The sequence below is a fragment of the Streptococcus mitis genome (genome assembly GCF_003942995.1).
Taxonomy (GTDB): domain Bacteria; phylum Bacillota; class Bacilli; order Lactobacillales; family Streptococcaceae; genus Streptococcus; species Streptococcus mitis_CV.
Map to the genome: position 1 here is coordinate 66,542 of NZ_RJOH01000004.1, position 23,784 is coordinate 90,325.

General features: G+C 42.1%; 20 protein-coding genes and 1 pseudogene. 16 read left to right on the top strand and 5 right to left on the bottom strand.

All coding sequences use genetic code 11. From position 1 onward, the window contains the following. The first annotated feature begins 8 nt into the window (after nt 1-8). From metF to D8836_RS04015, 8 genes are all read left to right on the top strand, one after another. Entirely contained in the window at nt 9-875 is an 867-nt protein-coding gene (metF, locus tag D8836_RS03970) for a methylenetetrahydrofolate reductase [NAD(P)H] (RefSeq protein ID WP_125393214.1), read from the top strand. A 727-nt stretch (nt 876-1,602) separates the two neighbouring features. Continuing rightward, complete coding sequence (gene pnp / locus D8836_RS03980) at nt 1,603-3,810, top strand: polyribonucleotide nucleotidyltransferase (RefSeq protein WP_125393215.1); 2,208 nt, start codon at nt 1,603-1,605, stop codon at nt 3,808-3,810. A gap of 21 nt (nt 3,811-3,831) precedes the next feature. After that, the gene (cysE, locus tag D8836_RS03985) at nt 3,832-4,449 is read left to right on the top strand and encodes a serine O-acetyltransferase (RefSeq protein WP_125393216.1); all 618 of its coding nucleotides are present in this window, start codon (nt 3,832-3,834) and stop codon (nt 4,447-4,449) included. 11 nt (nt 4,450-4,460) lie between these two features. After that, entirely contained in the window at nt 4,461-5,345 is an 885-nt protein-coding gene (locus D8836_RS03990; RefSeq protein WP_084929826.1) for a GNAT family N-acetyltransferase, read from the top strand. An 81-nt stretch (nt 5,346-5,426) separates the two neighbouring features. After that, nucleotides 5,427-6,770 (top strand): cysteine--tRNA ligase, encoded by a 1,344-nt coding sequence (gene cysS, locus D8836_RS04000; RefSeq protein WP_125393217.1) that lies wholly within the window; start codon nt 5,427-5,429, stop codon nt 6,768-6,770. Beyond that, entirely contained in the window at nt 6,763-7,149 is a 387-nt protein-coding gene (locus D8836_RS04005) for a Mini-ribonuclease 3 (RefSeq protein WP_125393218.1), read from the top strand. Before cysS ends, D8836_RS04005 begins: the two co-directional genes overlap by 8 nt. 3 nt (nt 7,150-7,152) lie before the next feature. Continuing rightward, a complete protein-coding gene (locus tag D8836_RS04010; protein ID WP_125393219.1) occupies nt 7,153-8,022 on the top strand; it encodes a helix-turn-helix domain-containing protein in 870 nt (289 codons plus the stop codon). 112 nt (nt 8,023-8,134) lie between these two features. Then, a complete protein-coding gene (locus tag D8836_RS04015; RefSeq protein ID WP_050253268.1) occupies nt 8,135-9,265 on the top strand; it encodes an ABC transporter ATP-binding protein in 1,131 nt (376 codons plus the stop codon). A gap of 91 nt (nt 9,266-9,356) precedes the next feature. On the opposite strand, the gene D8836_RS04020 is transcribed toward D8836_RS04015, so the two are convergent. The 4 genes from D8836_RS04020 to D8836_RS04035 are packed head-to-tail and all read right to left on the bottom strand — an operon-like array spanning nt 9,357 to nt 12,279. Further along, nucleotides 9,357-10,016, bottom strand: coding sequence for an amino acid ABC transporter permease (locus D8836_RS04020; protein WP_000443883.1), 660 nt, complete (start codon nt 10,014-10,016; stop codon nt 9,357-9,359). A 9-nt stretch (nt 10,017-10,025) separates the two neighbouring features. After that, entirely contained in the window at nt 10,026-10,703 is a 678-nt protein-coding gene (locus D8836_RS04025; RefSeq protein ID WP_125393220.1) for an amino acid ABC transporter permease, read from the bottom strand. A 12-nt stretch (nt 10,704-10,715) separates the two neighbouring features. Beyond that, nucleotides 10,716-11,510, bottom strand: coding sequence for a transporter substrate-binding domain-containing protein (locus D8836_RS04030; protein WP_125393221.1), 795 nt, complete (start codon nt 11,508-11,510; stop codon nt 10,716-10,718). Nucleotides 11,511-11,520: 10 nt separating this feature from the next. After that, nucleotides 11,521-12,279, bottom strand: coding sequence for an amino acid ABC transporter ATP-binding protein (locus D8836_RS04035; RefSeq protein WP_125386182.1), 759 nt, complete (start codon nt 12,277-12,279; stop codon nt 11,521-11,523). Between the two features lie 176 nt (nt 12,280-12,455). Here D8836_RS04035 and recJ point away from each other — a divergent pair, with 176 nt between their 5' ends. The 8 genes from recJ (at nt 12,456) to D8836_RS04075 (ending at nt 23,441) form a co-directional block, all read left to right on the top strand. Further along, nucleotides 12,456-14,678 (top strand): single-stranded-DNA-specific exonuclease RecJ, encoded by a 2,223-nt coding sequence (gene recJ, locus D8836_RS04040; protein WP_185761593.1) that lies wholly within the window; start codon nt 12,456-12,458, stop codon nt 14,676-14,678. A 175-nt stretch (nt 14,679-14,853) separates the two neighbouring features. Then, complete coding sequence (locus tag D8836_RS04045) at nt 14,854-16,515, top strand: ribonuclease J (protein WP_125393223.1); 1,662 nt, start codon at nt 14,854-14,856, stop codon at nt 16,513-16,515. A gap of 66 nt (nt 16,516-16,581) precedes the next feature. Continuing rightward, a complete protein-coding gene (locus tag D8836_RS04050) occupies nt 16,582-17,361 on the top strand; it encodes an alpha/beta hydrolase (RefSeq protein ID WP_125393224.1) in 780 nt (259 codons plus the stop codon). Nucleotides 17,362-17,493: 132 nt separating this feature from the next. Further along, entirely contained in the window at nt 17,494-18,714 is a 1,221-nt protein-coding gene (locus D8836_RS04055; protein ID WP_125393225.1) for a peptidoglycan bridge formation alanyltransferase MurM, read from the top strand. Nucleotides 18,715-18,718: 4 nt separating this feature from the next. Continuing rightward, nucleotides 18,719-19,951 carry an aminoacyltransferase gene (locus D8836_RS04060; RefSeq protein ID WP_125393226.1) on the top strand — a complete coding sequence of 411 codons (1,233 nt, stop codon included), beginning with the start codon at nt 18,719-18,721 and terminating at the stop codon, nt 19,949-19,951. Between the two features lie 78 nt (nt 19,952-20,029). Next, nucleotides 20,030-20,731: a M57 family metalloprotease gene (locus D8836_RS04065; protein ID WP_125393227.1), complete on the top strand. Its 702-nt coding sequence runs from the start codon at nt 20,030-20,032 to the stop codon at nt 20,729-20,731. A gap of 38 nt (nt 20,732-20,769) precedes the next feature. Next, nucleotides 20,770-22,611 (top strand): excinuclease ABC subunit UvrC, encoded by a 1,842-nt coding sequence (uvrC, locus tag D8836_RS04070; RefSeq protein WP_125393228.1) that lies wholly within the window; start codon nt 20,770-20,772, stop codon nt 22,609-22,611. Beyond that, nucleotides 22,608-23,441: a metallophosphoesterase family protein gene (locus tag D8836_RS04075; protein WP_125393229.1), complete on the top strand. Its 834-nt coding sequence runs from the start codon at nt 22,608-22,610 to the stop codon at nt 23,439-23,441. Before uvrC ends, D8836_RS04075 begins: the two co-directional genes overlap by 4 nt. Before the next feature lie 67 nt (nt 23,442-23,508). Here D8836_RS04075 and D8836_RS04080 read toward each other — a convergent pair. After that, a pseudogene (locus tag D8836_RS04080) lies at nt 23,509-23,727 on the bottom strand (transporter substrate-binding domain-containing protein); the annotation flags it as partial. Between the last annotated feature and the right edge of the window lie 57 nt (nt 23,728-23,784).

Below are 23,784 nucleotides of genomic sequence, written 5' to 3' on the forward strand. Positions count from 1 at the left end.
TAAGGACTATGTCACGCCAAACACCGTCACTCTCATTTGAAGTGTTTCCTCCAAACCCAGCAGTAGGCAACGATAAGATTATTGCTGCTCTTCAAAATATGCAGGAGTTGGCACCTCACTTTATCAGTGTAACTGCCAGCAATAATAAATTTAATATCAAGGAAACGACGGTTCGTTTGGCTGACTTTATCCAAAATGACTTGGCGATTCCGACTATTGCCCACTTACCAGCCATCTATTTGACCAAGGACAAGGTTGCTGAAACTATTGCTGACTTGGACAAGGTTGGGGTGCAGAAAATCTTGGCTCTTCGTGGGGATATTATCCCTGATGTGGAGCCACAAAAGGATTTCCGCTACGCAACGGACTTGATTGAGTTCATCAAGGAACAAGCTCCTCACTTTGATATTGTTGGTGCTTGTTATCCGGAAGGTCACCCAGATTCACCAAATCAGATTTCAGATATTCAAAATCTTAAGAAGAAAGTAGATGCAGGTTGTTCGAGCCTTGTAACTCAGCTTTTCTTTGACAATGAGCGCTTCTATGATTTCCAAGACAAGTGCATCTTGGCTGGGATTGATGTACCCATTCATGCAGGGATTATGCCAATTCTGAATCGAAATCAGGCTCTCCGCCTCTTGAAGACTTGTGAGAATATCCATCTTCCACGCAAATTTAAAGCCATCTTAGACAAGTATGAGCATGACCCTGAGTCGCTCAGAGCAGCAGGACTTGCCTATGCAGTGGATCAAATCGTGGACTTGGTAACTCAGGATGTTGCCGGTGTGCATCTCTATACGATGAACAATGCAGAAACAGCAAAATACATCCACCAAGCAACCCATGCCTTGTTTAATCATCAGTCTCTAGGATAATAAAAAGCAAACCATTCTTCTCAGTTGAGGGGAATGGTTCCTTTTTAATGGTAAAGACCGCACTTTTTAAGAAAAATATGATAAAATAGACTCTGTACGTACTTGATACAAAGATGAGGGTATTTAGGTTGTAGAAGTTTGTTTAAAGTTGATTATTTTTTAAACAAAATCTGATAATGTGTGTCTCAAAAAACACGAACGGAGTGAGTATTTAAAAGATATTTCACGCTATCGTGGTATCCTAGAGAATAACTCTGTTATTTTCTAGGACGGAATTTTTGAGAGTAAAATAGTTCGGGGAACTATTTTAGCCTGATCATAGAAATGAAAAGGCGAAGTAATTAAAAATTATCATTGAAATTCCATTGGATTTCTAAAATCATCCACTGGATAATTTTACCTCCCGTCCGCACTATTTCAGGGAAATATCAAAAAGATACTTAATTGAATTTTGGCCTCATTTCTTAGGAAAAAAGATAAGCTTCCTAGCACTCATCGAGTGCGACGTTACCTTCCTATTTTTCTACAGAAATGTTCGGCAAGCCGAACCGTCCAAAATATCTTGAGTAATTGAACACGGGCTAAATCCCTAGTGAAAAAGATAGATTTCCTGGTGTACATGGTACACTGCGTCAATCTCCTATTTTCATACGGGATTCTTTACGCCCTTTGTATCCTGATCTTTGTAGGCAAGGCGTATAATTTCATCAATCCAAAGGGGATTAAAATGACAAAACAAGTGTTTCAAACGACTTTTGCGGGTCGTGAGTTAATTGTAGAGACTGGTCAGGTTGCTAAGCAAGCAAATGGCTCTGTTGTTGTACGTTACGGTGAGTCAACTGTCTTGACTGCGGCCGTGATGTCTAAGAAGATGGCAACTGGGGATTTTTTCCCTCTTCAAGTCAACTACGAAGAAAAAATGTATGCGGCTGGGAAGTTTCCTGGTGGCTTTATGAAACGTGAAGGACGTCCTTCAACGGATGCGACTTTGACAGCGCGTTTGATTGACCGTCCAATCCGTCCAATGTTTGCGGAAGGTTTCCGTAATGAAGTGCAAGTGATTAACACTGTCCTTTCTTATGATGAAAATGCATCTGCACCTATGGCTGCTATGTTTGGTTCATCCTTGGCACTTTCTATCTCAGATATTCCTTTTGACGGACCAATCGCTGGGGTACAAGTGGGCTATGTAGATGGTCAAATCATCATCAACCCTACTCAAGAACAAGCAGAGCGCTCTCTTCTTGAATTGACAGTTGCAGGAACTAAACATGCTATCAACATGGTTGAGTCTGGTGCCAAAGAATTGTCAGAAGAAATCATGTTGGAGGCGCTTCTTCAAGGGCACGAAGCAGTCAAAGAATTGATTGCCTTCCAAGAAGAAATCGTTGCAGCTGTTGGTAAAGAAAAAGCAGAAGTGGAATTGCTTCATGTGGACGCTGAATTGCAGGCTGAAATTATCGCAGCCTACAACAGCGACCTCCAAAAAGCGGTCCAAGTAGAAGAAAAATTGGCTCGTGAAGCTGCAACTCAAGCAGTTAAGGACCAAGTTATTTCCGTTTACGAAGAAAAATATGCGGACCATGAAGAATTTGACCGTATCATGCGAGATGTGGCTGAAATCTTGGAACAAATGGAACACGCTGAAGTGCGCCGTTTGATCACAGAAGATAAGGTACGTCCTGACGGTCGTAAGGTTGATGAAATCCGTCCTTTGGATGCGGTTGTTGACTTCCTTCCTCGTGTGCACGGCTCTGGTCTCTTCACTCGTGGACAAACTCAGGCTCTTTCAGTCTTGACTTTGGCCCCAATGGGAGAAACTCAAATCATCGATGGTTTGGATCCAGAGTACAAGAAACGCTTTATGCACCATTATAACTTCCCACAATACTCTGTAGGGGAAACTGGTCGTTACGGTGCGCCAGGTCGTCGTGAAATCGGTCACGGTGCTCTCGGTGAGCGTGCCCTTGCTCAAGTCTTGCCAAGCTTGGAGGAATTTCCATACGCTATCCGTTTGGTAGCAGAAGTCTTGGAATCAAATGGTTCTTCATCTCAAGCTTCTATCTGTGCGGGAACTCTTGCCCTTATGGCTGGTGGTGTGCCAATCAAGGCGCCAGTAGCAGGGATTGCCATGGGTCTTATTTCAGATGGAAACAACTATACAGTATTGACAGATATCCAAGGTTTGGAAGATCACTTTGGAGATATGGACTTTAAGGTTGCAGGTACTCGTGACGGGATTACAGCCCTACAAATGGATATCAAGATTCAAGGGATCACTGCAGAAATCTTGACTGAAGCCCTTGCCCAAGCCAAGAAAGCTCGTTTTGAAATCCTTGATGTGATTGAAACAACCATTCCAGAAGTTCGTCCAGAATTGGCTCCAACTGCTCCGAAAATTGATACCATCAAGATTGATGTGGACAAGATTAAGATTGTCATCGGTAAGGGTGGAGAAACCATCGACAAGATTATCGCTGAAACAGGCGTTAAGATTGATATCGATGAAGAAGGAAATGTGTCTATCTACTCTAGCGACCAAGATGCTATCAACCGTGCCAAAGAAATCATTGCTGGTTTGGTTCGTGAAGCCAAAGTGGATGAAGTTTATCACGCAAAGGTTGTTCGTATCGAGAAATTTGGTGCCTTTGTCAACCTCTTTGACAAGACAGATGCTCTCGTACACATCTCTGAAATGGCTTGGACTCGTACTAACCGTGTAGAAGATTTGGTAGAAATCGGAGACGAAGTCGATGTTAAGGTTATCAAGATTGATGAAAAAGGCCGTATCGATGCCTCTATGAAGGCTCTTCTTCCTCGTCCGCCAAAACCTGAGCATGATGAAAATAGTGAAAAGTCTGAGAGACCTCACCGCCCACGTCATCACAAGGATCACAAACCTAAGAAAGAATTTACAGAAACACCAAAAGATTAAGAATAAGAAAAGGAGAAATGTATGGGATGGTGGCGCGAAACCATTGATATCGTGAAAGAAAATGATCCAGCGGCCCGCACCACTTTGGAGGTTTTGCTGACTTATCCAGGTGTCAAGGCCTTGGCGGCCCACCGTCTCTCGCATTTTCTCTGGAAGCATGGCTTCAAACTCCTGGCTCGTATGCACAGTCAGTTCTGGCGCTTTTGGACTCAGATTGAGATTCATCCAGGTGCTCAGATCGATTCAGGTGTCTTTATCGACCACGGTTCTGGCTTAGTGATTGGTGAGACGGCGATTGTTGAAAAAGGTGTTCTTCTCTATCACGGAGTGACTCTTGGTGGGACCGGAAAGGATGTTGGGAAACGTCATCCGACGGTTCGAAAAGGAGCTTTAATATCCGCTCATGCCCAAGTCATTGGACCAGTGGAAATTGGTGAAAATGCCAAGGTCGGTGCAGCAGCAGTTGTCGTGGCAGACGTACCTAGTGATGTGACGGTTGTCGGTATTCCGGCTAAGATTGTCCGAGTTCATGGACAGAAGGATGAACCGACGATCCACGAAGTCGAAGAAAAACGAGAGTACTACGTCAATAAACTCGAGCAATCTAAAGATGCCAGTCACAGATCGTCTGGTTTGTAGAGGGTACCTATATGATTCAAGCAAGAAACAAGTTAAGCCAAGAGGAGCTATCTGAGGCGAAAAAACTAATTAACTATTGCCAAAACTATGACGGTACCTATCGTGATCCCTATCTTTCTAACATGCTTAATTTTGACCCAAACATGCCCGCCTTTTTCCTTTATTATGAAAAAGGCGAACTTGTTGGTCTCTTAACTGTCTATGCTGATGACCAAGATGTGGAAGTGACGATACTGGTTCATCCAGATCATCGCCATCAGGGAATTGCGCGTGCATTGTTTACTAGTTTTGAGAAAGAAACGGCTTCTTTCTCTATTCGTTCAGTGACTTTTCAGACAGAACGTATTTTTCTAGAACGTCATCCTGATTTTGCCAGCAACTGGGGATTGGTCGAGGACGAGGATACAGAAACTTGGTTAGGTAAGGATAGAAAACCTTATCAGTTAGCAAATTTTTCTAATCTTGAAGTTTTGTTAGCAGATAGTTCGTATCAGGAGCAAATTAGTCAGTTAAAATTTCAGGCATTCTCAGAGGAACATGAGTCTAGAGAGATTGTTGATAGATATGTCGCTGAAGCTCTGAAGGATCCAGAAAGTCGCTTATATATTTTGTTAAAAGACGGTCAGGTTATTGGAACTTGCACGGTAGATTTATCGACTAATACGAATTACTTCTACGGTTTAGCAATATCTGAACCTGAACGTGGGAAAGGCTATGGAAGCTACTTAGCAAAATCCCTTGTCAACCAACTAATTGAGCAAAATGATAAGGAATTTCAGATTGCAGTGGAAGATAGCAATGTAGGTGCCAAGCGCTTATATGAAAAGATTGGCTTTGTCAAACAAACCCAAGTGGTTTATCTGAATGCGAAAGGAGCAAGGGATTCCGAAGTGTAGAGACATTCGGACTGAAATTCAATTGAACTCTTAGTGATGAAACTAATTGTTCTTGGATTTTGGATTTCCTGACTATGATTTATGATTAAAATCTATGACACTATGTCTCGTGATTTGCGAGAATTTGTCCCAATTGAGGACGGCAAGGTCAAGATGTATGTTTGTGGGCCAACCGTGTACAACTATATCCACGTGGGGAATGCCCGCTCAACAGTGGCTTTTGATACCATTCGTCGCTATTTTGAGTATCGTGGGTACGAGGTTGCCTATATTTCCAATTTTACGGATGTGGATGATAAGATTATCAACCGTGCCAAGGAAGAAGGCATCACGCCTCAGGAGGTTGCGGACAAGTACATCGCTGCCTTTCGTGAGGATGTGACGGCCTTGGGCGTCAAACCTGCGACTCGCCATCCGCGTGTGGTGGAGTTTATGGCGGATATCATCCGCTTTGTGGAAGACTTGATTGAAAAAGGTTTTGCCTATGAGAGCCAAGGGGATGTTTACTTCCGTGTGGAAAAATCCCACAACTATGCTAAATTAGCAAATAAAACCTTGGAAGATTTGGAGCTAGGTGCTTCAGGTCGTACCGATGAAGAAACGGCTCGTAAGGAAAATCCTGTGGACTTTGCCCTCTGGAAAGCTGCCAAGCTAGGCGAGATTTCTTGGGATAGTCCTTGGGGACCTGGTCGTCCGGGCTGGCACATCGAGTGTTCAGTCATGTCGACAGAGATTTTAGGTGATACCATTGATATTCACGGTGGTGGAGCTGATCTAGAGTTTCCTCATCATACCAATGAAATTGCCCAGTCAGAAGCCAAAACAGGCAAGACCTTTGCTAACTACTGGATGCACAATGGCTTTGTCAATATCGACAATGTCAAGATGTCTAAGTCTTTGGGCAACTTTATAACCGTACACGATGCCCTTAAAACTCTTGATGGTCAAGTGCTTCGTTTCTTCTTTGCGACACAGCACTACCGCAAGCCTATCAACTTTACGGAAAAGGCAGTGCGGGATGCAGAGACTAATCTCAAGTATCTAAAGAACACTTACGAACAACCATTTACAGGAAACGTGGATACCCAAGAGTTACAAGCTTTTAAAGACAAGTTTGTAGCAGCTATGGATGAGGATTTCAACTCTGCCAACGGTATTACAGTAGTCTTTGAAATGGCCAAGTGGATTAACTCTGGCAATTATGATGCAAGTGTTAAGCAAGCTCTTGCAGATATGTTAGAGGTCTTTGGAATTGTCTTTATTGAGGAAGTTTTGGATGCAGAGATTGAAGACTTGATCCAAAAACGCCAAGAAGCGCGTGCCAATCGTGACTTTGCGACAGCGGACCAGATCCGTGACCAATTGGCTGCTCAAGGGATTAAGCTCCTTGACACCAAAGATGGAGTGAGGTGGACACGTGATTGATGTCAATCTCATTAACGGGATTGCGTTAGCTTTTGAAGGAGATGCGGTGTATTCTATGTATATTCGTCGTCACCTCATTCTTAAAGGCATGACCAAACCCAATAAACTTCATCAAGAAGCAACCAAGTATGTGTCAGCCAAAGCTCAGGCTCACCTGATTTCTCTTATGTTAGAGGAGCAAGTCTTAACGGAAAAAGAAGAAGAAATCTACAAACGTGGTCGCAATACCAATAGTCACACCAAGGCCAAAAATGCTGATGTGGTGACTTACCGTATGTCCACAGGTTTTGAAGCAGTCATGGGCTATCTCCATATGACTGAAAATATAGAACGTCTTGAGAGCTTGATTTCATGGTGCATCCAAAAAGTGGAGGGCTAGGACATGATGGCAAAAGAACTACAAGACTGGTTTCCTGAAGCTCAGATTTCAGACCAACCAGTAGAGAAAGAGGGCTATCTCACTCTCCCTTTAGCTTCTCAGCAGTGGATTTTGCTGGAGGAAGCTGGGCTCAGCGAGCGTGAAAAGCAGTTGGTTGCCCTTTTGACTCAGCAGGAGCAGGCTCGTTCGCTCAATCCTTGGTATTCTTTTTTGATTGAGGGGAAGGGACAGGCACCACAAGCTTTTAAAAAGATTCAGTTGGTTTATTGTCATCTTTCCTATTTCCAACAGGAAAATCTAGCTTCTTGGCTGGATATGATGCGGACTCTTTTTCCTAACTGTCAGACAGTGCTTCAGGTCGGAGCTCAGGATTATGTTTTCGTACTTCAACAAGATAAATACACTTCTGTACGAGCTATTTTAAGTGATACGATTGAAGCGGTTGAGTATGACTTTGGACTGCGCCTCTCTATCATGTTAGGACAGGTTTGGTCTCAGACTGGAAATCAAGCCCTATCAGACTTAATCAAAGCTGAGCGCGATTTGTTCAAGACTTGGTGGCGTCAGGGTCACCAAGGTGTTCATACTTTTTCTCAGCTCTATCTTTGGAGTATGGGAGAAAGGCTCGTGGACCTGAGAGTCATTAAAGAATGCCTGCACCAGATGATCTTGGATCAAGATCAGATTCAGGAAATCATTCTCTCCCTTTGGGAAAATAGTGCTGTCCTAACAAAAACAGCCCAGCAACTCTATCTGCACCGCAATTCTCTCCAATACAAGATTGATAAGTGGGAAGAATTGACAGGGCTTCAGTTGAAGGAATTGACTGACCTGACCTTGTGTTATCAATTGATTTTACCAGATATTCTCTAAAGTTTTGTGCAAGTTGCACAGAACTTTTTTGTTTTTTTGGTCACCTTGCCATAGAAATGTAAAGCGTTTTCATCTATAATAAAACTATCAAAAGACAAAAGGAGTTCACCTCATGGTAGAATTGAATCTTAAAAATATTTACAAAAAATATCCAAACAGCGAACACTATTCAGTTGAAGATTTCAACTTGAACATCAAAGACAAAGAGTTCATCGTTTTCGTAGGACCTTCAGGATGTGGTAAATCAACTACTCTCCGTATGATTGCAGGTCTTGAAGACATCACAGAAGGAACTGCATCTATCGATGGCGTGGTTGTCAACGATGTGGCTCCAAAAGACCGTGACATCGCCATGGTATTCCAAAACTACGCTCTTTACCCACACATGACTGTATACGATAACATGGCTTTCGGTTTGAAATTGCGTAAATACAGCAAGGAAGACATTGACAAACGTGTGCAAGAAGCAGCTGAAATCCTTGGATTGAAAGAATTCTTGGAACGTAAACCAGCTGACCTTTCAGGTGGTCAACGTCAACGTGTTGCTATGGGTCGTGCAATTGTCCGTGATGCAAAAGTGTTCTTGATGGACGAACCTTTGTCAAACTTGGATGCCAAACTTCGTGTATCAATGCGTGCTGAAATCGCTAAAATCCACCGTCGTATCGGAGCTACAACTATCTACGTAACTCACGACCAAACAGAAGCGATGACACTTGCAGACCGTATCGTTATCATGTCAGCAACTAAGAACCCTGCTGGTACAGGTACTATCGGACGTGTAGAACAAATCGGTACTCCTCAAGAAGTTTACAAAAACCCAGTTAATAAATTCGTAGCAGGATTCATCGGAAGCCCAGCTATGAACTTCATCAACGTTAAATTGGTTGGTAGCGAAATTGTTTCTGATGGTTTCCGTTTGAAAGTTCCAGAAGGAGCATTGAAAGTTCTTCGTGAAAAAGGCTACGAAGGTAAAGAATTGATCTTCGGTATCCGTCCAGAAGACGTGAATGCAGAACCTGCTTTCCTTGAAACATTCCCAGAATCAGTTGTCAAAGCAACTATCTCTGTATCAGAATTGCTTGGTTCAGAATCTCACCTTTACTGCCAAGTTGGTAAAGATGAATTTGTTGCTAAAGTTGATGCTCGTGACTACTTGCAAACAGGTGCAACAGTTGAACTTGGATTTGACTTGAACAAAGCACACTTCTTCGATGTAGAAACTGAAAAAACAGTTTACTAAGATAAATAAAACTCAAAACACTGCTAGAAATCTGGCAGTGTTTTTTGGCGATTGAGTAGAAAAACTCTCCAATGAACTGGAGAGCTTTTTTTTATTCTGCGGCTTGTTGCCAACGTTTTGCTAGCATATGAGATAGGCTAGAAATTGCTAGGTTGAAGCTGAAGTAGATGAGGGCAATCAGGATATATAGACTGAAGACTTGCTCTGGTTCGAAATAACGGCCCATGAGAATTTGGCTAGCTCCAAAGAGTTCTTGTAGGGCGATAACAGAGTAGAGAAGACTGGTATCCTTAATTACGGTTACAAACTGGGAAATGATGGCTGGCAGCATTTTGCGAATAGCTTGTGGCAGAATGATGTGGTAGAGGATTTGTGCAGAAGTAAATCCTTGTGACATTCCTGCTTCGTATTGCCCCTTGTCAACGGCATTGAGACCTCCTCGGATAATCTCAGCTAGGGCAGCTGAGGTAAAGAGAGTAAAGGCAGTGATTCCTGCTGGAGTGGACTTCATCTTGAAAACTAAAAAGATAGTAAAAATCCAGAGAAGGTTGGGAACATTCCGTACAAATTCAATGTAAATGCTGGAGATGATGCGCAAGATAGGATTTTTGCCATTTCTCATGACAGCTAGCACCGTACCGATAAGTGTAGAGAGAACGATGGCAATTAGAGAAATATAGAGGGTCAAGCCAAATCCTTTAAAGATAAAGACTAGGTTATCTGGGGTTAAAACTTCTAAAATGGATTCCATAGTAACCTCCTAAAGTGAATAGGCTTTTTTGTTGGCTTGCTCCATCTTGCGACCAAACTGGGCAACAGGGAAGCATAGAGAGAAGTAGAGAAGGGCAGCGCCTAAAAATGCTGGAATGTAGTTTCCGTTAAGTGCTGACCAAGACTTGGTCACAAACATCAAATCTACTCCAGAGATGATAGCGACTGTAGAGGTGTTCTTGATGAGGTTTACGATTTGGTTAGTCAAAGGTGGGAGAATGATACGGAAAGCCTGAGGCAAGATAATCAAACGCATAGCACTGATATAGGTAAAACCTTGAGACAAGGCGGCCTCCATCTGACCGATAGGAATAGACTGAATACCTGAGCGAATAACCTCAGCGATATAGGCTCCGTGATAGAGACCCACACAGAGAACAGCTGTCCAATAAATCGGAATCATGATGGTGTGGTCACTGATAAGAGGTAGGCCATAAAAAACGATAACAAACTGCACCAAGAGGGGAGTGTTTTGGTAAAATTCTACAAAGATGCGAGCCAAAATTCTAAATATCGGACGTTTACTGGTTGACATGGCTCCGAAGAAGATGCCCAAAACCATGGCGAGGATAAAGGATCCAATCGCTAGGGCAAGAGTAAAGAGGAAACCATTGAAAAATTGTCCAAAATCCTGAAAATAGGCTGTCCAAGATGATAAATCTGTCATAGGGTGTCCTCCTTAATCTGCGGTATGGCTAGATGGTTTGAGCTTGTAACGGTCATAAAGTTTCTGCAAACTACCATCCTTGCTCCATTTAGTAACCAAGTTATCAAGATAATTGTTTAGCTCGGTATTTGATTTCTTGGTAACGATACCGTAGTCAGATGGCTTGAAACTATCATCTAGTAGTACTGTGCGCTTACTGATGTAGCCAGATAGGATAGAGCGGTCAACGGAAAAGGCATCAATTCGATGAGCGTGAAGTGACGTAATCAATTCTGGGTAGGAACCAAGTTCGACGAATTTAAAGGTCAGGCCTTTCTTTTTACCCAGTTCGGTAATCAGGCGTTGGGTAATGGAACCTTGGGCAACTCCGATGGTTTTTCCGTTTAAGTCCTCAATGCTTTTGATTTTGGCAGACTTATTGACCAAAAAGCCAGAGGCATCTGTGTAGTAAGGGCTGGTGAAGTTGTAGAGTTTTTTGCGTTCATCCGTGATAGTAAAGGTTGCGATATCCATATCGACCTGTTCATTGTCTAGAAGGGGGCCACGAGTTTGTGCGGTAACAGGTACATAGCGAACCTTGACCTTGAGCTCATCAGCTACCATTTTGGCCAAGTCGGTTTCGATACCGGAATAGGTCCCAGTCTTAGGATTCTTATAACCGAAATTGGGAACATCTTGTTTCACACCGACAACCAGCTCGCCTCTCTTTTGAATGTCTGCGACACTGGTATCAGCCTGAACTGGTTTTGCAGCAGCAAGGCCGAAAAGGCTAATCAATAATGCGGATAAAAAGAATTTCTTTTTCATAGGCGCCTCCTTATTTGACTTTGTCACTTTCGTGGTTGATGATTTTGCTGAGGAATTGTTGGGCACGAGGTTCGCTTGGATTGTCGAAAAAGTCATCAACATCTGTCGTATCTACCAAAACTTCTCCGTCAGCCATAAAGATGATGCGGTCCGCAACTTCACGGGCAAAGCCCATTTCATGGGTAACGACAATCATATTCATACCATCGTGGGCCAATTTTTGCATAACTGCCAGAACGTCTCCGATGGTTTCAGGGTCTAGGGCAGATGTTGGCTCATCAAAGAGGAGGAGTTCCGGATGCATGGCAAGACCACGAGCGATGGCAATCCGTTGTTTTTGGCCACCAGATAGCATGGCTGGATAAGAATCTTTCTTGTCCCACATATTTACAAATTCCAGATATTTTTGGGCTGTTTTTTCAGCTTCATTTTTATCAATTCCTAGAACTTTTATGGGTGCTAGTGTTACGTTTTCTAACACTGTTTTGTGCGGATAGAGGTTGAAATGCTGGAAAACCATGCCGACTTCCTTACGAAGAGGTACCAAATCTTTCTGGCTGGCACCAGCAACCTGGTGACCATTGACTAGAAGACTTCCCTTGTCGACAGCCTCTAAACCATTGATGGTACGGATAAGAGTGGATTTCCCAGAACCAGATGGTCCGAGTAGGACAACGACTTGCCCTTTTTCAAAACGGAGATTGATGTCGCGGAGCGCGTGGTAGTCCCCGTAATATTTTTCGACGTGTTCAAATTCTACTAAAGCCATAAGGAATCTCCTTTGTGTTAGATTTTATAACATGATTCTACACCAAAAAATTTGTCTTGTCAAATCATATCTGAAAAAATTCACTAAAATTTTATAAAAAAGCAATCTGGATAGAGAAAACGTCTAAATCATGTTATAATGAAGCAATAGAATTCTTAGAAAGAGTGGATGTCTTTTTGATAACACCTACTTATGAATGGCAGTTTGCCCCGCAGGTAGAAGATGCGGATTTTTCAAAGATAGCCAAGAAGGCTGGACTGGGTCCTGAGGTGGCTCGGTTATTGTTTGAGAGAGGGATTCAGGACCAAGAAAGTCTGAAGAAGTTTTTAGAACCTTCCTTGGAGGACTTGCATGACCCTTATCTACTCCATGATATGGATAAGGCGGTGGGACGGATTCGTCAGGCCATTGAAGAAGGAGAAAATATCCTCGTTTACGGTGATTATGATGCGGATGGCATGACTTCGACTTCTATTGTTAAGGAAAGTTTGGAACAGCTTGGTGCCGAGTGCCGGGTTTATCTGCCCAATCGTTTCACTGATGGCTATGGACCTAATGCTAGTGTTTACAAATATTTTATCGAGCAAGAAGGAATTTCCTTGATTGTGACGGTGGATAATGGGGTTGCTGGTCACGAAGCCATTGAATTGGCCCAGTCTATGGGAGTGGATGTCATTGTGACTGACCACCATTCCATGCCTGAAACCCTGCCTGATGCCTATGCCATCGTTCACCCTGAACATCCAGATGCGGACTATCCTTTTAAATATTTGGCTGGTTGTGGAGTGGCCTTCAAGCTGGCTTGTGCCCTTTTAGAAGAAGTGCAAGTGGAACTACTGGATTTGGTTGCTATTGGTACCATTGCTGATATGGTGAGTTTGACAGATGAGAACCGTATCTTGGTTCAGTATGGTCTGGAAATGTTGGGACATACTCAGCGCATTGGTTTACAAGAAATGCTGGACATGGCTGGGATTGCCGCCAACGAAGTAACAGAAGAAACGGTTGGTTTTCAGATTGCTCCTCGTTTGAATGCCTTGGGCCGTTTGGATGATCCCAATCCTGCCATTGATTTGCTGACTGGCTTTGATGATGAGGAAGCGCGTGAGATTGCTCTCATGATTCATCAGAAAAACGAAGAGCGCAAGGAAATCGTCCAGTCTATCTATGAAGAAGCTAAGACCATGGTGGACCCTGAGAAGAAGGTCCAAGTCTTGGCTAAGGAAGGCTGGAATCCTGGGGTTCTAGGAATCGTGGCTGGTCGTTTGTTGGAAGAACTAGGGCAGACAGTCATCGTTCTCAATATAGAGGACGGTCGTGCCAAGGGTAGTGCTCGTAGTGTGGAAGCGGTCGATATTTTTGAGGCTTTAGATCCTCATCGAGACCTCTTCATCGCCTTTGGAGGCCATGCTGGTGCAGCAGGAATGACGCTGGAAGTGGAGAAACTCTCAGATTTATCTCAGGTTTTGGAAGATTATGTCCGTGAAAAAGGGGCAGATGCTGCTGGCAAGAACAAGTTAAATTTAGATGAAGAGCTGGATTTGGAGACACTTAGCTTGGAAACGGTCAAAAGTTTTGAACGTTTGGCACCTTTTGGCATGGACAATCAGAAACCTATCTTTTATATAAAGGATTTTCAGGTCGAAAGTGCCCGTACTATGGGAGCAGGCAATGCTCATCTCAAGTTGAAAATTTCCAAGGGTGAGGCGAGTTTTGAAGTGGTAGCCTTTGGTCAAGGCAGATGGGCGACAGAGTTTTCTCAAACCAAGAATCTAGAGCTGGCAGTCAAATTGTCTGTCAACCAATGGAATGGCCAAACTACCCTGCAGTTGATGATGGTGGATGCACGTGTGGAAGGTGTTCAACTTTTTAACATCCGTGGGAAGAATGCAGTCTTGCCAGAAGGAGTTCCAGTCTTGGATTTTGCTGGAGAACTGCCAAATCTGGCGGATAGTGAAGCTGTTATCTTAAAAACCGTTCCTGAGGATATTACTCTGTTGAAGACCATTTTTCAGGAACAGAATTTCTCTGCTGTCTATTTCAAAAATGATATTGACAAGGCCTACTATCTGACAGGGTATGGGACTAGAGAGCAGTTTGCCAAATTGTACAAGACCATCTACCAGTTTCCAGAGTTTGATATTCGCTACAAACTGAAAGATTTGGCTACTTATCTTAATATTCAACAAATCTTGCTAGTCAAGATGATTCAAGTATTTGAAGAGCTAGGCTTTGTGACGATCAAAGATGGGGTCATGACAGTGAATAAAGAGGCACCGAAGCGGGAAATCGGAGAAAGTCAGATTTATCAAAATCTTAAACAAACCGTCAAAGACCAAGAAATGATGGCGTTGGGTACCGTGCAAGAAATTTATGACTTTTTAATGGAAAAAGAGTAGATGATAGGAAAGAGTTGGGAAACCAGCTCTTTTTTGAAAACAAATCTTCATTTTGAAAATTAGTAAAAAAATGGTATAATGAATGGAAAAGATTCGGCTGAAAGTGAATTGGACTTTCAGAAAAAGAGAGCATTTAAAGCTCTACAAACAGTTGAAGTGACTATTCGGAGGAAAAATGAATACTATTAAATTAACAACACTTGGGGGTGTACGTGAAAATGGTAAAAACATGTACATCGCAGAAATTAACGACTCGATTTTTGTATTAGATGCAGGTCTGAAATACCCTGAAAATGAACAACTAGGGGTGGATGTGGTCATTCCCAATATGGACTACCTTTTTGAAAATAGCGATCGTATCGCTGGGGTCTTCTTGACCCACGGCCATGCGGATGCCATTGGTGCTCTGCCTTATCTCTTGGCTGAAGCCAAGGTGCCTGTATTTGGGTCTGAGCTGACCATTGAGTTGGCCAAACTCTTTGTCAAAGGAAATGATACGGTTAAGAAATTTAATGATTTCCATGTCATTGATGAAGATACGGAGATTGATTTTGGAGGGACTGTGGTATCCTTCTTCCGTACGACCCACTCTATCCCAGAGAGTCTGGGTGTGGTCTTGAAGACAGCTGAAGGTAGTATCGTTTATACAGGTGACTTCAAATTTGACCAGACAGCTAGTGAATCCTATGCAACAGACTTCGCTCGTTTGGCAGAAATCGGTCGTGACGGAGTTCTAGCTTTGCTTAGTGATTCAGCTAATGCAGATAGTAATATCCAAGTGGCTAGTGAAAGTGAGGTTGGGGATGAAATCACTCAAACCATTGCAGATTGGGATGGTCGTATCATCGTCGCAGCAGTAGCCAGCAACCTCTCTCGTATCCAGCAGGTGTTTGACGCTGCGGATGCAACAGGCCGCCGTGTGGTCTTGACAGGATTTGATATTGAAAATATCGTCCGCACTGCTATTCGCCTCAAGAAATTGTCTCTAGCTAACGAGAGTCTTTTGATTAAGCCAAAAGATATGTCTCGCTTTGAAAACCATGAGTTGATCATCCTTGAGACAGGTCGTATGGGTGAGCCTATCAATGGTCTTCGCAAGATGTCGATTGGTCGCCACCGTTATGTGGAAATCAAGGACGGTGACCTAGTTTATATTGTAACCACTCCATCTATCGCCAAAGAGGCAGTCATGGCGCGTGTGGAAAACATGATTTACCAAGCTGGAGGTGTTGTCAAACTGATCACCCAAAGCTTGCGTGTGTCAGGGCATGGAAATGCGCGTGATTTGCAGTTGATGATTAACCTCTTGCAACCCAAGTATCTCTTCCCAATTCAAGGGGAATACCGTGAGTTAGATGCCCATGCTAAGGCTGCTATGGCAGTTGGGATGCTACCGGAACGCATTTTTATCCCTAAAAAGGGAACTAGTATGGCTTATGAGAATGGTGACTTTGTCCCAGCTGGAGCAGTTTCAGCAGGGGATGTCTTGATTGACGGGAATGCCATTGGTGATGTTGGAAATGTGGTTCTTCGTGACCGTAAGGTCTTGTCAGAGGACGGTATTTTCATCGTAGCAATTACCGTTAATCGTCGTGAGAAGAAAATTGTGGCCAAGGCTCGTGTTCATACACGTGGATTTGTTTATCTCAAGAAGAGTCGCGATATTCTTCGTGAAAGTTCAGAATTGATTAACCAGACGGTAGAAGACTATCTTCAAGGAGATGACTTTGACTGGGCAGATCTCAAAGGGAAGGTTCGTGATAATCTGACTAAGTACCTCTTTGACCAAACCAAACGTCGTCCAGCTATTTTACCAGTAGTCATGGAAGCAAAATAATTGTTGAAATAAACAGAGAGAAAGTCGAGCTTCGGCTTTTTCTTATAGAAAAATAGAGGAAAAATTATGGCAGTAATGAAAATCGAGTATTACTCACAAGTTTTGGATATGGAATGGGGAGTGAATGTCCTCTACCCTGATGCCAATCGAGTGGAAGAACCAGAGTGTCAAGATATTCCCGTCTTGTACCTTTTGCACGGGATGTCTGGCAATCATAATAGTTGGCTCAAGCGGACCAATGTAGAACGCTTGCTTCGAGGCACTAATCTCATCGTTGTTATGCCCAATACCAGCAACGGTTGGTACACAGATACTCAGTATGGTTTTGACTATTACACAGCTCTAGCAGAGGAATTGCCTCAGGTTTTGAAACGCTTCTTCTCTAACATGACCAGCAAGCGTGAAAAGACCTTTATCGCTGGTCTCTCTATGGGAGGTTACGGCTGCTTCAAACTGGCTCTTGCTACAAATCGTTTCTCTCATGCAGCTAGCTTTTCAGGTGCCCTTAGCTTTCAAGATTTTTCTCCTGAGAGCCAAAATTTGGGAACGCCGGCTTATTGGAGAGGAGTATTTGGGGAGATTAAGGATTGGACAGCTAGCCCCTATTCTCTTGAAAGTCTGGCTAAAAAATCGGACAAAAAGACCAAGCTTTGGGCTTGGTGTGGTGAGCAGGATTTCTTGTACGAAGCCAATAATCTAGCAGTGAAAAATCTCAAAAAACTGGGATTTGATGTGGCCTATAGCCATAGCGCTGGCACTCACGAGTGGTACTATTGGGAAAAACAATTGGAACGGTTCTTAGCAACTCTTCCAATCGAATTCAAATTAGAAGAGAGATTAAGTTAGTTAAGTTTGTATTATTCTTTCAATAACCATGTTTTCTATGGAAAAATACTAAAATATGTTTTTACTAGACTTTCTAAACGAAAGTGGTAGAATAATAGTTAAATTCTATTATTGTTGGAAAGAGAGTAAGAAATGTATCGTTATCAAATTGGCATTCCCACATTAGAATATGATCAGTTTGTTAAAGAACATGAATTAGTCAATGTATTACAAAGTAGTGCTTGGGAAGAGGTTAAGTCTGATTGGCAACATGAAAAGTTTGGCGCCTACCGAGGAGATAAATTACTGGCTGCAGCTAGTATTTTGATTAAAACTCTTCCTCTAGGCTATAGAATGTTTTATATCCCAAGAGGTCCTGTATTAGATTATAAGGATGCTGAACTCTTGAACTTTGTTCTTCAATCCATTAAGTCCTATGCTCGAAGCAAGAGAGCGATTTTTGTGATTTTTGACCCAAGTATTTGCCTATCGCAAAGTTCAATCAAGCATGAAAAAATAGAATATCCTGAAAATATGGCTATTATTGAAAATTTGCAAAGAATGGGAGTAAGGTGGTCAGGAAAGACCGATGGAATGGGAGATACCATTCAGCCTCGTATTCAGGCAAAAGTATACAAGGAAAATTTTACAGAAGATAAACTTTGCAAGTCAACAAAACAAGCTATTCGATCCGCTCGAAATAAGGGTGTAGAGATTCAGATTGGTAGAGATGAATTGTTAGAATCTTTCTCGTTTTTGATGAAAAAAACTGAGAAGCGAAAAGATATCCATTTGAGGAATGAAGCCTATTATAAAAAATTGTTAGATAATTTTAAGGACAAGGCCTATATCACCTTGGCAACCTTGGATGTTTCTAAACGTTCGCAAGAATTAGAAGAACAGTTAGCGAAAAACAGAGCCTTGGAAGAGACCTTTACTGAGTCGACTCGAACTTCAAAAGTAGAAGCGCAGAAGAAGGAAAAAGAACGTTTGTTAGAGGAATTGACTTTCCTGCAGGAATATATGGATGCAGGTCAAGCAAGAGTTCCTTTAGCAGCTACCTTGACTTTAGAATTCGGACAAACTTCTGTCAATCTATACGCAGGAATGGATGAAGATTTTAGACGTTATAAAGCTCCTATTTTGACTTGGTATGAGACAGCTCGATATTCCTTTGAACGTGGCATTTTATGGCAAAATTTAGGAGGCGTCGAGAATGCTTTAGATGGTGGACTCTATCGTTTTAAAGCTAATTTTAATCCAACGATCGAAGAATACTTGGGTGAATTTACAATGCCTACCCATCCTCTCTATCCTCTGTTAAGACTTGCTCTTGATTTCCGTAAAACATTAAGAAAAAAACATAGAAAGTAAGTATATGGCACTAATTACACTCACGAAAGAAGAGTTTCAGGCTTATTCTGATCAGGTTTCTTCTCGTTCCTTTATGCAATCGGTCCAGATGGGGAACTTGTTAGAAAAAAGAGGAGCTCGAATTGTTTATCTAGCTTTGAAACAAGAAGGAGAAATTCAAGTTGCAGCTCTGGTTTATAGCTTGCCCATGCTGGGTGGTCTGCATATGGAGCTCAATTCGGGGCCGATTTATACCCAACAAGATGCTCTTCCAGTTTTTTATGCGGAGTTAAAAGAATATGCCAAGCAAAATGGTGTATTAGAGTTGCTTGTAAAACCTTATGAAACTTATCAAACTTTTGATAGCCAAGGTAATCCAATAGATGCTGAGAAAAAAAGTATTATTCAAGATTTGACTGATTTAGGTTATCAATTTGATGGTTTAAAAACAGGTTACCCAGGTGGAGAACCGGATTGGTTATATTGTAAAGATTTGAATGAGCTAACTGAAAAGACCTTGCTTAACAGTTTTAGTAAAAAGGGGAAAGCTTTGGTGAAAAAGGCTGATACATTTGGTATTCAGTTGAAAAAATTAAATCGTGAAGAACTTTTAATTTTTAAAGATATAACAAAAACAACCTCTGAACGTCGAGAATATAGTGATAAAAGTTTAGAATATTATGAGCATTTTTATGACTCTTTTGGAGAAAAAGCCGAGTTTGTAATTGCTATTCTAAATTTAGGAGAATATATACAAAATTTAATACATAAGCAAAAAGAATTATCTGAAAAAATAGCTACCTCATTACTCTTATTAGAACAATATCCAGATTCTGCACAAAAGAAAAAAGAACACAAAGAGTTGGCTAGGCAGTATGAAAGCTTTGAAGTTCGAAAAGCAGAAGCACGAGAGTTGATTAAAAAATATGGAGAGAAAGATCTTGTCTTAGCAGGTAGTTTATTTATTTATATGCCTCAAGAAACGACCTATCTTTTTAGTGGTTCCTATACTGAGTTTAATAAATTTTATGCACCAGCTTTGCTTCAGAAATATGTTATGTTGGAAAGCATAAAACGTGGGATCCCTAAATACAACTTTCTAGGGATTCAAGGGATTTTTGATGGTAGTGATGGTGTTTTACGTTTTAAACAAAATTTTAATGGTTATATTGTACGTAAAGCAGGAACTTTCCGTTATTATCCATCTCCCCTAAAATATAAAGCTATTCAGTTACTCAAAAAAATATTAGGACGCTAAGATAAGAAAATTGGTCTTTAGCTTTCTTTCAGCTTATTTTAGTAAAATAGACTTTATTTGCTAGAAAGGTGGAGAGACATGCGCTGGATTTTTCGTTTGATAGGGGCTTTCTTTTCTTTTGTGTGGCGTTTGTTTTGGCGCCTGGTTTGGATAGCTTTTCTTTTGTGTGCTTTTGCTTTTGGACTTCTCTGGTATCTTAACGGAGATTTTCAAGGAGCGCTAAAGCAAGCAGAACGGTCAGTAAAAATTGGTCAACAAAGTATCGACCAATGGAAAAAAACAGGGGAACTGCCTAAGTTGAACCAGACAGATAGCCACCAACATTCTGAAGGAAGGTGGCCGCAGGCTTCTGCTCGTATTTACCTAGATCCGCAGATGGATTCACGCTTTCAAGGAGCTTATGTAGAAGCGATTAAGAATTGGAATCAAACGGGTGCTTTTCATTTTGAAATCGTGACTGAGGCCAGTAAGGCAGATATTATGGCTACGGAGATGAATGACGGAGGCACTCCTGTGGCAGGAGAAGCGGAAAGTCAGACCAATCTCTTAACGGGGCAATTCTTGTCTGTCACGGTACGGTTGAATCACTATTATCTGTCCAATCCTAACTATGGCTATTCCTATGAGCGCCTTGTCCATACTGCAGAACATGAGTTGGGGCATGCGATTGGCTTGGACCATACAGATGAGAAGTCTGTCATGCAACCTGCAGGTTCTTTTTATGGTATCCAGGAAGAGGATGTTGCAAACCTTCGAAAATTATATGAGACCAATGAGTAGGGGACTAACTTTCCCTACTTTTTTGCTATAATGGAATTATGAATAACTTGATTAAATCAAAATTAGAGCTCTTGCCGACCAGCCCTGGTTGTTACATTCACAAGGATAAAAACGGCACCATTATCTATGTAGGAAAGGCTAAAAATCTGCGTAACCGCGTGAGGTCTTATTTCCGTGGAAGTCATGATACTAAGACAGAGGCTCTAGTGTCTGAAATTGTGGATTTTGAATTTATCGTTACGGAGTCTAATATTGAGGCACTTCTCCTAGAAATCAACCTGATCAAGGAAAACAAGCCCAAGTACAATATCATGCTAAAGGATGATAAGTCCTATCCTTTCATCAAAATCACCAATGAACGCTATCCTCGTTTGATTATTACTCGACAGGTTAAGAAGGACGGAGGTCTCTACTTTGGTCCCTATCCAGATGTGGGGGCAGCCAATGAAATCAAGCGATTACTGGATCGGATTTTCCCTTTTAGAAAGTGTACAAATCCGCCCTCTAAGGTCTGTTTTTACTACCATATCGGTCAATGTATGGCTCATACCATCTGTAAGAAAGATGAGGACTATTTCAAGTCTATGGCTCAGGAGGTTTCTGATTTCCTAAAAGGGCAGGATGATCAAATTATCGATGACCTCAAGGGGAAGATGGCAATGGCAGCCCAGTCTATGGAGTTTGAACGTGCGGCAGAATACCGTGACCTGATTCAGGCTATTGGAACACTTCGAACCAAGCAACGGGTCATGGCCAAGGATCTCCAAAATCGGGATGTCTTTGGCTACTATGTGGACAAGGGCTGGATGTGTGTTCAGGTTTTCTTTGTTCGTCAGGGCAAGCTTATTGAGCGCGATGTCAATCTTTTTCCCTACTACAACGATCCGGATGAGGACTTCTTGACCTATGTGGGACAATTCTATCAAGAAAAATCCCACCTGGTTCCCAATGAGGTACTGATTCCACAGGATATTGACGAAGAAGCGGTTAAGGCCTTGGTGGATACCAAGATTCTTAAGCCTCAGCGTGGAGAGAAAAAGCAACTGGTCAATTTGGCTATAAAGAATGCTCGAGTCAGCCTAGAGCAGAAATTCAACCTGCTAGAGAAATCTGTCGAAAAGACACAGGGGGCTATTGAAAATCTAGGACGCTTGCTCCAAATCCCAACCCCAGTTCGTATCGAATCTTTCGATAACTCCAACATCATGGGGACCAGTCCTGTTTCAGCCATGGTGGTCTTTGTTAACGGCAAACCAAGTAAAAAAGATTACCGTAAGTATAAAATCAAGACCGTAGTCGGGCCAGACGACTATGCCAGTATGAGAGAAGTCATTCGCAGGCGCTATGGCCGAGTACAGCGTGACGGTTTGACTCCTCCAGATTTGATTGTCATTGACGGGGGACAAGGTCAGGTCAATATCGCCAAGCAAGTCATCCAAGAGGAGCTGGGCTTGGATATTCCCATTGCAGGTCTGCAAAAGAATGACAAGCACCAAACCCATGAATTGCTTTTTGGAGATCCGCTTGAGGTGGTGGAGTTATCTCGCAATTCTCAGGAATTTTTCCTCCTCCAACGCATTCAAGATGAGGTGCACCGCTTTGCCATCACCTTCCATCGCCAACTGCGCTCCAAAAATTCTTTTTCATCACAACTGGATGGAATTGAAGGGCTGGGACCTAAACGCAAGCAAAATCTTATGAAGCATTTCAAATCTCTAACTAAAATCAAGGAAGCCAGTGTGGATGAGATTGTCGAAGTTGGGGTGCCAAGAACAGTCGCAGAAGCTGTGCAGAGGAAGTTGAACCCGCAGGAGGCAGTGGAATTAGCTCAAGTGGCGGAAGAAAGAGTAGATTACCAAACGGAAGGAAAAACATCATGAAACATAAAATCGCAATTTTATCAGATATTCATGGAAATGCGACGGCTTTAGAAGCAGTGATTGCAGATGCTAAAAATCAAGGAGTCAGTGAATACTGGCTTCTGGGAGATATTTTTCTTCCTGGTCCGGGCGCAAATGACTTGGTCGCCCTGCTAAAGGACCTTCCTATCACAGCCAGTGTTCGAGGCAATTGGGATGATCGTGTCCTTGAGGCCTTGGATGGTGAATATGGTTTGGAACATCCGAAAGAAATCCAGTCAATGCGCATGACCCAGTTTTTGATGGAGCAAATGGATCCTGCAACGATTGTCTGGCTACGAAGCTTGCCTTTGCTGGAAAAGAAAGAAATTGACGGATTGCGCTTTTCTATCTCTCATAATTTGCCAAATAAGAACTATGGTGGTGACTTGCTAGTTGAGAATGATACAGAGAAATTTGACCAACTCCTCGATGAGGAAACGGACGTGGCAGTCTATGGTCATGTTCACAAGCAGTTGCTTCGTTATGGCAGTCAAGGGCAACAAATCATCAATCCAGGGTCAATTGGCATGCCCTATTTTAATTGGGAGGCGTTAAAAAATCACCGTGCCCAGTATGTCGTGATAGAAGTTGAAGATGGGGAATTGGTAAATATCCTATTTCGTAAAGTCGCTTATGACTATGAAGCGGAGTTAGAACTGGCCAAGTCCAAGGGGCTTCCCTTTATCGAAATGTATGAAGAACTACGTCGTGACGATAACTATCAGGGGCACAATCTGGAATTATTAGCAAGCTTAATAGAAAAGTATGGGTATGTAGAAGATGTGAAGGATTATTTTGATTTTTTGTAAGAGTTTCCTAAAATAACCAATGCAAACTAAAAAAGCGATTGGCTGGTCCAATCGCTTTTAGTATATCTTACTGTAACTGAGATTTATCTGGGAGATAAGAACCACCTAGATAAGTATTGCTAAGTTTTTCAAGTGTTCCGTCTTGATAGAGTTCTTTGAGCGCTTTATCAAATTTCTCTTTAAACTCTTTTTGGTCGCTTGAGAAGATAATGTAGTTATTTGGATTGTCATTACTTTCCAAGTCAACTACATTCAAGTCTAAACCACGGTCTTTGATAATATTTTTGAAAATTTCCGATAGAGTTATTAAAGATTTTATAAATAGTGAACTCAATGATCTTTT

Coding starts and splice junctions, on each gene's coding strand:
- uvrC (WP_125393228.1), top strand. CDS start 20,770: ATGAATAACTTGATTAAATCAAAATTAGAGCTCTTGCCGACCAGCCCT.
- metF (WP_125393214.1), top strand. CDS start 9: ATGTCACGCCAAACACCGTCACTCTCATTTGAAGTGTTTCCTCCAAAC.
- D8836_RS04075 (WP_125393229.1), top strand. CDS start 22,608: ATGAAACATAAAATCGCAATTTTATCAGATATTCATGGAAATGCGACG.
- cysE (WP_125393216.1), top strand. CDS start 3,832: ATGGGATGGTGGCGCGAAACCATTGATATCGTGAAAGAAAATGATCCA.
- D8836_RS04060 (WP_125393226.1), top strand. CDS start 18,719: ATGGCACTAATTACACTCACGAAAGAAGAGTTTCAGGCTTATTCTGAT.
- D8836_RS04030 (WP_125393221.1), bottom strand. CDS start 11,510: ATGAAAAAGAAATTCTTTTTATCCGCATTATTGATTAGCCTTTTCGGC.
- D8836_RS04050 (WP_125393224.1), top strand. CDS start 16,582: ATGGCAGTAATGAAAATCGAGTATTACTCACAAGTTTTGGATATGGAA.
- D8836_RS04055 (WP_125393225.1), top strand. CDS start 17,494: ATGTATCGTTATCAAATTGGCATTCCCACATTAGAATATGATCAGTTT.
- D8836_RS04045 (WP_125393223.1), top strand. CDS start 14,854: ATGAATACTATTAAATTAACAACACTTGGGGGTGTACGTGAAAATGGT.
- cysS (WP_125393217.1), top strand. CDS start 5,427: ATGATTAAAATCTATGACACTATGTCTCGTGATTTGCGAGAATTTGTC.
- D8836_RS04010 (WP_125393219.1), top strand. CDS start 7,153: ATGATGGCAAAAGAACTACAAGACTGGTTTCCTGAAGCTCAGATTTCA.
- D8836_RS04025 (WP_125393220.1), bottom strand. CDS start 10,703: ATGACAGATTTATCATCTTGGACAGCCTATTTTCAGGATTTTGGACAA.
- D8836_RS04035 (WP_125386182.1), bottom strand. CDS start 12,279: ATGGCTTTAGTAGAATTTGAACACGTCGAAAAATATTACGGGGACTAC.
- D8836_RS03990 (WP_084929826.1), top strand. CDS start 4,461: ATGATTCAAGCAAGAAACAAGTTAAGCCAAGAGGAGCTATCTGAGGCG.
- D8836_RS04020 (WP_000443883.1), bottom strand. CDS start 10,016: ATGGAATCCATTTTAGAAGTTTTAACCCCAGATAACCTAGTCTTTATC.
- pnp (WP_125393215.1), top strand. CDS start 1,603: ATGACAAAACAAGTGTTTCAAACGACTTTTGCGGGTCGTGAGTTAATT.
- D8836_RS04015 (WP_050253268.1), top strand. CDS start 8,135: ATGGTAGAATTGAATCTTAAAAATATTTACAAAAAATATCCAAACAGC.
- D8836_RS04065 (WP_125393227.1), top strand. CDS start 20,030: ATGCGCTGGATTTTTCGTTTGATAGGGGCTTTCTTTTCTTTTGTGTGG.